The sequence below is a fragment of the Vibrio sp. 1727 genome (genome assembly GCF_033344415.1).
Lineage (GTDB): Bacteria > Pseudomonadota > Gammaproteobacteria > Enterobacterales > Vibrionaceae > Vibrio > Vibrio alginolyticus.
The window spans coordinates 1-11,856 of record NZ_JAWPOT010000007.1 but is presented as its reverse complement, the minus strand read 5'-3'; the positions used below and the strand labels follow the sequence as shown (position 1 = coordinate 11,856).

The window sequence follows — 11,856 nt, the reverse complement described above, 5'->3', positions numbered from 1 at the left end:
GTTTTATCTGATTCGACTTGCTGACCAAAGACAACTCGTTAGTTCATTTCCGTATTGATCACCACATCACGCGTTTCATTATCCATATCACTGATGCCGACAACTGAGATTTCACGGTCAGATAAATTCTCAATCATGCTGTCTTCCAACCCACCGTCCGTCATCCACGCATAGAATTTTTCCGCAATACGATCCGAACCTTCCCCGACAAACGTTAATGTGACCTTCTTCATTTGTGACACTCCATCAATTTACGATTCAGCCACTTAAGCGTAGTATGTTTCGCAAATATCGACATAAACTAGGACTAACTTCTTTTATGAGTATCGAAAAATTTGACGCGATTTATCAGCGCGCTGCTGAGCGTAAAGGTGGTGAAGATCAACTTGAAGCACTTTTGTCTCATCCACTAAGCAAAGAAGAATTGGCAGCGATTCCCGACGACCGTTGGCTGGCCGCTTTTTCGATGAAAGTATTCCAAAGTGGGATTTCGTGGAGCGTGGTTCGCAACAAGTGGCCGAACTTCGAAGAAGTGTTCTTCGGATTTAAGATTGAGCCGCTGTTGATGCTGTCAGATGAGCAATGGGAAACCAAAGCAACCGACAAACGCATCATTCGCCACCTCACTAAAGTCATGTCGATTCCTGCCAACGCTCGTATGATCCACGAAGCAAAAATCGAATACGGTTCGTTTGGCAAAATGGTTGCCGATTGGCCGCAAGAGAAAATCACCGACCTATGGGCGTATTTGAAGAAACGTGGTAATCGCCTAGGCGGAAATACAGGCCCTTACACACTGCGTCAAATGGGCGTTGATACCTTCATCTTGTCTAGCGACGTTGAAGCTTACCTGCGTAATTGCAAGATCATTGAAGGTGGCAAAGATACGAAGAAATCGCTCGATGCCACCAACAAAGCGTTTGTTCAATGGCAGCAAGAAAGTGGCAGAAGCCTGTCTGAGATCAGCCAAATTATTGCGTTCAGCACCGGCGATAACCGTATTTAATCCAGACTGCACACAAAACAATAACGGCGCACTAATCATTATATTTAGTGTGCCGTTTTAATGTTCATTGGTTCAAGTACAAACTTACTTTGAAGCCAGTGATTCCCACTCCGTCAGTAGCTGCATAATACGGTGAGAGTCTTCCCACGTTGCACAAGGGTTCTCTAACGATGTACGCCCTGCTTCAACCGCCTGGCGAATATTGCGCACTTGATAGAAGAAAGCATCCCCTGCCGCCGGAACAAACACTTCACGCTTCGACGTCTCGTAAATTTCCACACTAAACTGGTTTTCTTGCGTTGGTAGCCATGGGTTTGAATCTAACGTAATACAGCCTTTGCTACCCAGAATGGTGAATTGGTGTTTCAATCCGTGATCTTCAGCGGTGTGTACGCTCGCGGTTTGTTGCTCACCGAATTGCATCATCAAACTCGATTCACAGATATTCCCATCGTTACCTTGTCGACCAATCGCTGTCATTGAACGGTTCTCAAAGGTTTGTTCACCCAACATGGTTTTCACCACCAAATGCACCAATGACATTGGGTAGCAACCTAAGTTATACAAAGCACCTTTACTATCTGGATTCACAAACTGCGCAATCGATGCAATGTAAGAAGTATGCATCGAGCGAAGTTCACCAATCTCTCCCGATTTAAGCACCGAAACCAACTCGCTGATCAACGGGTGATGTAAATACATTAAGCCTTCAGCAAAGAATACCTTGTGCGTCTCGACTGCTTTTAGTGCCAACTCGGTTTTTTCCATATCTACCGAGAGTGACTTTTCACACAGGATCGCTTTCCCCTGCTCTGCCGCTTTAACGATAAAGTCATGATGAAGGTGATTTGGCAATGCGATGTAAATAATGTCGACTTGCTCATCGGCAATCAACGCATCGTAATCGTTGAACGTGTTCTCGATACCATATTGCTCAGCAAATGCGTTCAAGTTCTGTTCCGAACGCCCAGCAACCGCGTACAGTTCACTCTTGTCATCGCCTTGGATTGCCTCAGCCATGACACCTGAGATAAAGCTTGTGCCTAAAATGCCCCATTTCATGTTCACGTCTCCTATTGAGCTTGGGTTTCGAATGCTTGAACTAACTCCGCCATTTCAGCCGCAATAAACGCTTGTGTATGCGGCATAGCAAAATGCGCTTCAATCGCGGCGCGGTTTTCATATCGCTCCCAAAGAATCACACGTTGTGGATCTTTAGAATCGTAGGTCGCATTCGCTTGCAAGCACCCCGCTTCGCTTTGCATATCAAGGCAAAATTGTTCAATGGCTTCAACCACTTGTTGTCTTGGCTTATCGGCATTCATTTTCAGTTCGGCGGTAACAAAAATCGTCTCGCTCATGATGGATCTCTTTCTCCATTCTTAATCATACGCCCACTGTAATTAACCTCATTTGATTGATAAACTCTGCTTTAGTTATTTCTTTATCAACTCTAGGTGTGCAATGGATAAATTAACAAGCATGAAAGTTTTCGCTTACGTGGTCGAACATGGTAGCTTTCGTAATGCTGCACACCACTTTGATATTTCACCGACCATGGTTGGCAAACACGTGAGCTTTCTTGAGCAAAGCTTAGGTACACAACTGATTCATCGCACCACGCGCAAACAGTCCCTGACCGAAGCTGGCAGGCTCTACTATCAAGAGTGCCACCGCATTATTGAAGACATCACCAACGCAGAGAACCTAATCCAGACGCTGATCAACCGTCCAACCGGAACAGTAAAAGTTAACTGCCCTGTCACGTATGGCAAAAAGGTCATTGCTCCTATCGTGGCTGACTTCTTAGCTGAATTTCCCGATTTGAACGTTGAGCTGATGTTGGACAACAATTTGATTGACCCATATCGAAGCGAAGCTGACGTGATTATTCGAATCGGTGAATTGGTCGATTCGTCGTTAGTCGCGAGAAAATTGGGTGAATACCACATGACTTACTGCGCCTCACCCTCTTACCTTGAGCAACATGCCCCTATCCAATCGCTTGATGACCTTGAACATCATCATTGTTTGGGGTTTCAGTATCACCAAGGAGAAAGCCAACAAGTGGTGAACATGCCATCTAATACCTTTGGAAACAGCAACACCCGATTAACGTCTAATAATGGCGATGTACTTAAGTTTGCCGCGTTAAAAGGCTCTGGTGTTCTTCTGCAACCAAAGATCTTAGTTGAGCAGGAAATCCAATCTGGTGCCTTGGTAGAAATTCTCCAGCAACATGCCCCCAAGCCAAAACCGATACATCTGCTTTACCGTTCAAAACAGCTTTCCCTTAAAAACCGCACCTTGGTTGATTTTGTTCTTTCGCATGTGAATCCGTAACGCCACACCATAAAGCGGCGACAATTTAACCACTCAATCAACTTTTGTTGTCGATACAACAAATATTATTTCTTGCTAATTATCTTTATTTTTCATGCTGTTAGTAAAGAGCGCTCATTTATTGAACATCATTTGTTGGTTCCCATCAATTGCATTGCTCTGACAAAGTGACTAGGATTGCCGCCTTTCCTGAGTGAACTATCAAAATAACATCGAGAAATTTAATCTAATTTCTCTTCAAGTTCGTGCGCAATCACGACATTTGCACTCATTTCAAACTGCATAAGCACATTCCTTTGCTTATGAAAACGACATTGATTTCTCAACACTTTTGGTCACGTATGTGACTTTTTTCGTTGGGAGCGATTTTTCAATCAAGGTTGGTCACAAGGACGCTACCCCTTGACTGCATTTACTGGAGGATAAAATGCCTAAAGGTCTAATGCTGACTGACTTAGCCATTGCTGGCTTACTATTGATTTTGGCAAAAGTCATTCGCGTTCACACGCCACTACTACAACGTATGTACATTCCATCGGCGGTTCTCGCGGGATTATTCGGTCTAATTTTTGGACCAGCCCTGTTAGACGTACTGCCTTGGACCGATACGTTTACCGCTAACGCAAGCCTATTAACTGCTGCACTTTTTTCTGCGTTAGGTCTGGCAACGGATGTTCCATCACCTAAAACCGTCGCACAGCGTGCTGGCTCATTGTGGGCGTTTAACCAAATCGCTTCTGTTTCTCAGTGGTTGTTTGCGGCAATGTTTGGTCTAGTTCTCACAACCTTCTTCTGGCCAGAGATTAATCCTGGCTTTGGTGTGACAATGTCTGCGGGTTTTATGGGCGGACATGGCTCTGCATCTGTTGTTGGTGAAATCTTCACGGGGCTTGGCTGGGAAGATGGCTTCACACTTGGCTTAACGTTCGCAACCGTGGGTATTTTCATCTCGATTTCTGTCGGCATGCTCATGCTGCAATTCGCATTGAAGATGGGTTGGATTCGTAGCTTTACGACCTTCGAGAGCATGGACGAACACGAACGCAAAGGCCTTGTTAAGCCTGATGATCAAGAACCGGTAATGAAAGACACCATGTCTTCCCTGTCGGTTGATTCTTTTGCGATTCACGCGGCGTTGGTTGTAGTGGTAACAGCTTTCTCGTATGTAGCGGCTAACTACTTATCTTCTTTCCACGATAAGGTACAAATCCCTACGTTCGTAACTGGCTTCCTTGGCGGCATGCTCGTGCGAATCGTCGCGAAACAAACGAAAGCTTCACGCTATCTTTGTGACGGTGCATTCAAACATGCTGCGGGCATCAGTACCGATTATTTGATTATCTTTGGTATCTCAGCCATCAAGATTACCGTCTTAGCCCAGTATTTAATGCCGATAGTAGTGCTTGCAATCGGCGGTATCGCCTTCACACTATGGCTAATCTTCTGGGTTGCCCCACGTATCATGGGAGAAGATTGGTTCGAGAAAGGCATTTTCTCTTGGGGTTGGTTAACCGGTACGGTTGCCATGGGTATTGCGTTGCTTCGTATTGTTGATCCAAAAATGCGTAGCAAGGTGCTTGATGATTACGCCATCGCTTATGTCCCTGGCTCAATCACTGACATCTTCATCATCTCTTTGATGCCAATCGCGATGTATAACGGCATGCACTGGCAAGCGCTTGGTGTAGGATTAGGTTACATCGCAATTGTCTTATTTATTTGGCGATTCATTTTTAAACGTAACAGCAGTGCTCTGACACACGAATCTTAGTCGCTTTACTCGGGAGGATTTTATCCTCTCGAGTTCATTCCTTGGTTTTTATCAAAATCACTCCTCATCTCGAAAATAAGCAACTTGTTTTATATTTGAGATTTGCAATCCCGATCTCTTATTATCATTCTTTTTTAATACTTGACCTGAACGTTTCTATATCAGAATAGCCGCCTATTCGTTTCTAAAACATGGAGAAAGGCTGTGCGTCGCTCTCAAGGATTTACTCTTATTGAACTCATTGTGTGCATCATCATTCTTGGTATTGTAAGCGTCGTTGCATTTCCTAAATTTCTTGGCTTACAAAAAGATGCCAGAGTGGCGGTTCTATATGGAGCCAGAGAAGCACTCATGACCGCCAACAACTTTGTCTACACCAAAGCAGTGATTCAATCTCAAGAGACAGTAGATGGCGGCATACAATATAACATTGATCTAGATAATGACGGCCATAACGACCTAATTGGTTACTTTGGATTTATCAAAAATGTTATTCCAGCAAAAGAGCTAGCAGGCTTTGATCCGCAACTCACTATCAACACTTGGTATGGGGTAGACAGCCCAGACGAGCCCTACTTCCTTATTGGTTTTGCAAACAAGCCTGTTGGTCCAGAACATATGTGCTATGTCGAAGTTTACTACCCAGAAACTCCAGGTGGCCAAGTGAAATACAAAATACAAACTGACGATTGCTAATTCCCATATAGAGTGGCAGTAACACTTTTACTTTTGGTGTCTTCATCGTTATTGCAAGGTAATGGCTCCAAAACAACCATTAACAACTATTTCACATAATGTCGTCGCACAGTTAGCTCATAGAGATAAAACCAGTAATTTGCGCCGACACATGGCTATAATTGAAACAATCTATCGTTTTTAAACCCGCCTATAACTTGTGCTTGTAAACTCATCATTTCGCTCAATAATAGTTCTATAACAAATTCAATAATTTAAAGCGGGAGGCGTAATGAGAATATTCTGGCAGCTACGTTGGTATTTCCAACAAAAGTGGAGGCACTATGTCGGATCCATTCTGCTTTTCGCTGTGATATCAGCACTACAGCTTGTTCCGCCCAAAGCAGTTGGCATCATAGTTGACGGCGTCGTAGACAACACTTTAGATACAAATACGCTGATTCTATGGCTGTCAGGGTTAACTGTACTGATCTTTACCATTTATGGGTGTCGCATCTTATGGCGAATTTGGCTTTTCGGCGCAAGCTGGGAGCTCGGGACCATTCTACGTAACCGTCTATATAGGCATTTATCGACACAGCCACCTCGTTTTTTTGAACGTTACAAGACGGGGGATCTGATGGCTCGTGGCACTAATGATGTGCGTAATATCGTTATGACAGCCGGCGAAGGGGTTTTAACCGCCGCAGACTCTTTGATCACTGGTATTGCGGTTTTAATCATTATGGTAACGCAAGTAAGCTGGAAGCTCACCGTAATGGCGCTTCTTCCAATGCCATTTCTTGCCATCATCATCTTCTTTATTGTGCGCATCCTACATCAACGCTTTCGTGTCGCTCAGGAAGCCTTTTCTACCATGTCAGACATGACACAAGAGTCACTTAATGGCGTGCGAATGCTGCGTGCTTTCGGATTAGAAAACCAAGAGCAGCAACGTTTTGAAGAGGTTGTGGATGATACTGGCGAAAAGAACATCGCTGTTGCAAGAGTCGATGCTAGATTTGACCCGGCAATTCAGTTAACCATCGGTCTTTCTTTCCTTCTTAGTGTCGCTGCTGGTGCTTACCTTGTTGATAAAGGTGAGATCACGCTTGGTGATCTGACCGCATTTACGATGTATTTAGGGTTGATGATATGGCCGATGCTGGCATTCGCATTCCTATTTAACATTTTAGAAAGAGGCTCAGCTGCATGGAACCGACTACAAGAGATCTTTGATGAAAAGCCAGAAATTATCAGTGGTAATAAGCCAATAGAAAATAAACCACTTCCGTTAAAAATTGATATCGACGATTTCCACTGGTCTAGTGATTTACCGCCCGCTTTGACGGAAGTAAACATCGAACTTGAACCCGGAAAAATGTTGGGAGTTGCAGGGCCTGTAGGAAGCGGAAAATCGACCCTGTTAACACTACTTTTGCGTCAACATGATTTAGAAAACGGCTCAATTAAATTCGGTGATGTCGAGATCAAGGATGCCCTACTTCCACAGTGGCGAAACCGCTTTGCTGTCGTTAACCAAAGTCCGTTTCTATTCTCCAAATCTATCTTCGACAATATTGCCTTAGGCAACCCTAATGCAGAGAAAGAAGAAGTCTATAGAGCAGCAAAGTTAGCCTGTATACATGACGATATTGAGAAGTTTCCTGAAGGCTACCAAACAGAAGTTGGTGAAAAAGGCATTACACTCTCCGGCGGGCAAAAACAACGTATTGCGATAGCACGCGCTATGCTGCTGAATGCCCAAGTGTTGGTTTTGGACGATGCACTTTCCGCTGTTGATGGACGGACCGAACATCAAATCCTTAAGAATTTGGAAACACACTACCGTGATCAAGCCCTAATCGTTATTGCACACCGCCTCACCGCATTGGAAGCAGCAGACGAGATCATTGTCTTGAATCACGGCCACATTACTGAACGTGGGCAACATAGCGCTTTATTAGCGCATCAGGGATGGTACGCCGAAATGTTCGAGTACCAAAAACTAGAACAGGCGATGGAGGAATAATGAATGAACCAGACCAGCACGTTTAAACGGTTAATGTCTTACCCATTATCTCAACCAAAGCCAATGACTAAAGGACTCGCCTTGCTGTTTATTGCAGCGTTAGCTAGCGCCGGCGGCCCTTGGTTGATTCAATATTTCATTGATGAGCACATCGCTAAAGGTGACTATTCACAAAATGTTCTGATTTCGCTAGCAGTAGGTTATATCGCTCTTCAGATCGTATCGGCAACATTCCAGTATTTTCAGTCATTGCAATTTAGCATTGTCGCGGCTAACACGATCAAAGCGATTCGTAAGCAAGTATTTTCTGGCGTGATTAAGCAGCCGTTATCTGCGTTTGATTACACTCCTGCTGGAAAATTGGTGTCGCGAATCACCAACGATACGGAATCTTTACAGCAATTTTATGAGCTTTTGATCGCGACCGTGGTGAAAAACGTGGTCATGATTGTCGTAATGCTTGGCGTTATGTTTTTCATGAGCTGGAAGCTCACACTCGTTGTGCTTGTATTGCTGCCGATCGTCATCGGCTTTATGTACTTGTTTAAGCAGCTAAGTACAGAAAGCTACCGAAAGATGCGTGACCTATTGACCGATATAAATGCGAATCTGAGTGAATCCATTCAAGGGATGAGTGTCATTCAATTAATGCAACAAGAAGAGCGTTTTAATAAACAGTTCAACGAGCTAACCGCAGAGCATCTGGTGGCATCTAAACGAGTGATTCGGCTAAACGGCTATCTGCTAAGACCATTAATGGACTTACTCGCTGGTCTTGCGTTGCTTTGCTTGGTTGCGATCTTTGGTTTTAATGGTATTGAGTTGATTGGTGTGGGGGTACTGTATGCATTTATCAGTTATCTTGCGCGAGTTACTGAACCACTAATTGAGATGACTCAGCAACTTGCTCTACTTCAGCAAGCGTTAGTATCAAGCGAACGTGTTTTTGAATTAATTGACGCGAAAGAACAAACTTACGGGGACAATCATCAACCATTAAGGTCAGGTGCTATCGAACTTAGAGATCTCACATTTAGCTACGATGGTAAACAGGACGTCCTAAAAGACATTTCGTTGAAGGCCAACCACCAAGACTTTATCGCGCTTGTCGGGCATACAGGAAGCGGTAAAAGCACATTAGCGTCACTGTTAATGGGCTTTTATCCAACGCAATGTGGCGAACTGCTCATAGATGGTCGTCCACTTAAAACATTAGGGAAAGACGTACTTCGCAAAGATGTGGCAATGGTCCAACAAGATCCACATATTCTCCCTGCTTCAGTCAGAGAAAACATCTCTCTCAGTCGGGCGGTTGATGACAATCAAATATGGGATGCGTTAGACAAGGTAGGTTTGGCAGAACAAATTCATCGTTACCCTAACGGGCTAGACACGCAGTTAGGTCAAGGCGAAACTAATTTATCTGCGGGTCAGAAACAGCTTTTGGCGTTAGCACGTGTGCTTGTGGTAAAACCTAAGATATTGATATTAGATGAAGCAACCGCAAATATTGACTCAGGAACAGAGGCTTTAATCCAAAAGAGCTTGGCGGTACTCAGACAAGACATGACGCTCGTTGTTATTGCTCATCGGCTGTCAACTATCCTAGATGCAGACCAAATCATTGTTCTTCATCATGGGGAGTTAGTCGAGAAAGGCACACACAAAGCACTCTTAACGCAAAATGGTCGTTATGCTCAAATGTATCAGTTACAGCAAGCAAACCGACACCTACAACAGATTGAAGAAGACACCAAGCAACTCGAAGAAGCGGTGTGATTTTATGCCCGTGCCTTCTTTTATTTAGTCGGCATGGGCATAATTGGTGTAACTTCAAAATTTAGCCTTGTAAGCTTCCAATTTCTTCATAATGTGAACTAATTTTCTATTTCTTACCTATTATTGACATAACCCCTCGCTATATCACGCAAGGTCGTTGTAAAATCGTACGGTACTTAAGTCTACTGCCTGTGGCATTGGGCTGAATTCCGCTTTCTAATTATGCACATTAATCTCATGACACAAGTCCATGGACAAAGATAAGTTTACTAACATCTATCGCTTGCCTGGTTCGATTCAAATTCGTATCGGTAAATGGCAAAAGACGTTCCGCGGCACCTCTGATTTAGTTTTACATCAGGCGCTAATGGAGCGTAATAAGCAATTTAAGAAGCCAGACTTTTTACCTAAAGGCTGGTGTGTCACTCCTGTTGATGAAAACGACATTACCATTACGCATCACGGTAAATATATCCAAACCGTTATGCGCACAATGCTGGACAGAAAGGTCTCATACAAGCGACTGTTCCTATCTCGAATGAGTCTCGAAGATGGTGAAAAAGTGCTCCACAATTACAAGCTGGAGTGGGTAAGAAAACATAACCAGATCGCCAAAAAGTACAATCAAATTAAAAAGAAACAATATATGAACTTTGCAAGAGAAGAAGAGGAAACCCTCTACCCTTCGATTCCAAAGGGTGAGTTTGACAAAACATTATGGAACAAACTTGTCGTATCATCGTTTGGTCCGCAGAAAAAGTACAAAAACCCGCACTTTGTCCGTAAAGCCGATTTCTAAATAAACACCCCTAAAGTTAGGGGTGTTTATTTATACGTTAACTCACCAGTCGTAAGTTAAACTTGCAATAACATTTTGTCGGTCGCCATACCAACAAAAACCATCACATGTCGCTATGTACTTTTTATCCGCGATGTTTTTAGCTGCGACTTGTAGCTTGTAATCGCCGATTCGATAACTGACCGTCGCATCCATTAAGAAATAACTTGGTACTTTTAGTCTCTCTTCATTGTCTCCGTATGACTCACCTGTATAGCGCGCGCCTAAGCCAACAGCAAAGCCATCAAGAGGTCCATCAAAGAAACGATAATGTGCCCAAGCTGATGATACGGTATTCGCCACTTGGGAAGGTGTTTTGCCAACCCATGCCTTATTGATGTCTTCTTTTATCTCTGCATCAACGTACGCAATGTTCCCGATCAATGTTAAGGATGGTGTCACATTAGCTACAGCTTCAAACTCAACGCCGTTATTTTCTATTTTTCCTATTTGCGTTAATTCACTCAAGTAGATACGAGCCAAGTTTTCTTTTGTTGCCCGATACGTTGCAATATTGAAATAGCCATCAAATGAATCCGGTTGGTATTTCATACCGATTTCAAATTGATCACCGCTTTCAGGCTTCGCTGGCTTACCATTGCTGTCTTCTTGAATAATTGGATCAAAGTACTGAGAGTAACTAAAGTATGGCGTGAAGCCAGAATTAGAAATATAAGCCGTTCCCACGCTAAACGTCCACTCTCCATGATCGACTTTCGTGCGAGCACCCGTGGTAACATTATGTACTTCATTACTTGTATCGTCGTAACGTGCGCCCAATAACATCGCCCATTTATCGTTGATCAGCATATGATCTTGAAAGTAGACGCCGAGCTGCTGATTATCGATTTTCGTTCTTTGTTTATCGGTTTCGCTCAATGGTTGTAGCGTATTCGGATCGAGTAACATTATGTTATCCGAATAAGTAGGATTAAATACATTAAACCTAGGATCGGGCAAAGCTCCCATTGGTGTGTTTAATAATGCATTACCATTAGCAACGATAGGGTCATTGGCAAAATCTTTACCATCGATACTGATCATTTGAAAATCTATGCCCAACATCAAGTTATGCTCAACACTTCGCCAATTTACTTGGTGCATCAAACGATTATCGATATTAAAAGCATCAGATGACCCATCTTCTGTTGAAGCACCCCGAAGTATGGTTTTGCGTTCATTTGATGGGTCCAAAACCGGCCCCAACGCAGGCACGTCAGCCGAGTAAACGTACGAATACATTTGTCTTAGCTTAACATCCATTTCGCTGTAACGAGCTGCTTGAGCAAATGAAGTGGTATCATTAAATGCATGAGAAAACTCATAGCCTAAAGACGGCTTTGTTGCTTAAATCGATGGAACTAAATCAAAAAGATACGATCTGATCGGCTACACCCATCAAGCATCGTAGC

The 11,856-nt window shown here is 43.5% G+C and carries 10 protein-coding genes and 1 pseudogene; 7 read left to right on the top strand and 4 right to left on the bottom strand.

Annotation, left to right across the window (positions count from 1 at the left end):
• Window positions 1-38: 38 nt before the first annotated feature.
• Entirely contained in the window at window positions 39-233 is a 195-nt protein-coding gene (locus R8O10_RS08835; RefSeq protein ID WP_005377692.1) for a hypothetical protein, read from the bottom strand.
• Between the two features lie 86 nt (window positions 234-319).
• Between R8O10_RS08835 and R8O10_RS08830 the strand changes: the two genes are divergently transcribed.
• Window positions 320-1,006: a DNA-3-methyladenine glycosylase I gene (locus tag R8O10_RS08830; protein WP_005377694.1), complete on the top strand. Its 687-nt coding sequence runs from the start codon at window positions 320-322 to the stop codon at window positions 1,004-1,006.
• Window positions 1,007-1,090: 84 nt separating this feature from the next.
• Here the strand turns inward: R8O10_RS08830 and R8O10_RS08825 are convergent, their stop codons facing one another.
• Window positions 1,091-2,068 carry a Gfo/Idh/MocA family oxidoreductase gene (locus R8O10_RS08825; protein WP_318191309.1) on the bottom strand — a complete coding sequence of 326 codons (978 nt, stop codon included), beginning with the start codon at window positions 2,066-2,068 and terminating at the stop codon, window positions 1,091-1,093.
• A gap of 11 nt (window positions 2,069-2,079) precedes the next feature.
• Window positions 2,080-2,367 carry a putative quinol monooxygenase gene (locus tag R8O10_RS08820; RefSeq protein ID WP_005389066.1) on the bottom strand — a complete coding sequence of 96 codons (288 nt, stop codon included), beginning with the start codon at window positions 2,365-2,367 and terminating at the stop codon, window positions 2,080-2,082.
• A 103-nt stretch (window positions 2,368-2,470) separates the two neighbouring features.
• Between R8O10_RS08820 and R8O10_RS08815 the strand changes: the two genes are divergently transcribed.
• From R8O10_RS08815 to R8O10_RS08790, 6 genes are all read left to right on the top strand, one after another.
• Window positions 2,471-3,349 (top strand): LysR family transcriptional regulator, encoded by an 879-nt coding sequence (locus R8O10_RS08815; RefSeq protein ID WP_005389067.1) that lies wholly within the window; start codon window positions 2,471-2,473, stop codon window positions 3,347-3,349.
• Window positions 3,350-3,776: 427 nt separating this feature from the next.
• Window positions 3,777-5,120: a sodium/glutamate symporter gene (locus R8O10_RS08810; protein WP_318191308.1), complete on the top strand. Its 1,344-nt coding sequence runs from the start codon at window positions 3,777-3,779 to the stop codon at window positions 5,118-5,120.
• A 204-nt stretch (window positions 5,121-5,324) separates the two neighbouring features.
• Window positions 5,325-5,816, top strand: coding sequence for a type II secretion system protein (locus tag R8O10_RS08805; protein WP_005377704.1), 492 nt, complete (start codon window positions 5,325-5,327; stop codon window positions 5,814-5,816).
• Between the two features lie 271 nt (window positions 5,817-6,087).
• A complete protein-coding gene (locus R8O10_RS08800) occupies window positions 6,088-7,827 on the top strand; it encodes an ABC transporter transmembrane domain-containing protein (protein ID WP_065274505.1) in 1,740 nt (579 codons plus the stop codon).
• A 3-nt stretch (window positions 7,828-7,830) separates the two neighbouring features.
• A complete protein-coding gene (locus R8O10_RS08795) occupies window positions 7,831-9,606 on the top strand; it encodes an ABC transporter transmembrane domain-containing protein (RefSeq protein WP_085569862.1) in 1,776 nt (591 codons plus the stop codon).
• A gap of 250 nt (window positions 9,607-9,856) precedes the next feature.
• Window positions 9,857-10,405, top strand: coding sequence for a hypothetical protein (locus R8O10_RS08790; RefSeq protein ID WP_017820633.1), 549 nt, complete (start codon window positions 9,857-9,859; stop codon window positions 10,403-10,405).
• Between the two features lie 42 nt (window positions 10,406-10,447).
• On the opposite strand, the pseudogene R8O10_RS08785 reads toward R8O10_RS08790, so the two are convergent.
• Window positions 10,448-11,779: pseudogene (locus tag R8O10_RS08785) on the bottom strand (TonB-dependent siderophore receptor); the annotation flags it as partial.
• Window positions 11,780-11,856: the final 77 nt, after the last annotated feature.

Coding starts and splice junctions, on each gene's coding strand:
- R8O10_RS08835 (WP_005377692.1), bottom strand. CDS start 233: ATGAAGAAGGTCACATTAACGTTTGTCGGGGAAGGTTCGGATCGTATT.
- R8O10_RS08830 (WP_005377694.1), top strand. CDS start 320: ATGAGTATCGAAAAATTTGACGCGATTTATCAGCGCGCTGCTGAGCGT.
- R8O10_RS08825 (WP_318191309.1), bottom strand. CDS start 2,068: ATGAAATGGGGCATTTTAGGCACAAGCTTTATCTCAGGTGTCATGGCT.
- R8O10_RS08820 (WP_005389066.1), bottom strand. CDS start 2,367: ATGAGCGAGACGATTTTTGTTACCGCCGAACTGAAAATGAATGCCGAT.
- R8O10_RS08815 (WP_005389067.1), top strand. CDS start 2,471: ATGGATAAATTAACAAGCATGAAAGTTTTCGCTTACGTGGTCGAACAT.
- R8O10_RS08810 (WP_318191308.1), top strand. CDS start 3,777: ATGCCTAAAGGTCTAATGCTGACTGACTTAGCCATTGCTGGCTTACTA.
- R8O10_RS08800 (WP_065274505.1), top strand. CDS start 6,088: ATGAGAATATTCTGGCAGCTACGTTGGTATTTCCAACAAAAGTGGAGG.
- R8O10_RS08795 (WP_085569862.1), top strand. CDS start 7,831: ATGAACCAGACCAGCACGTTTAAACGGTTAATGTCTTACCCATTATCT.
- R8O10_RS08790 (WP_017820633.1), top strand. CDS start 9,857: ATGGACAAAGATAAGTTTACTAACATCTATCGCTTGCCTGGTTCGATT.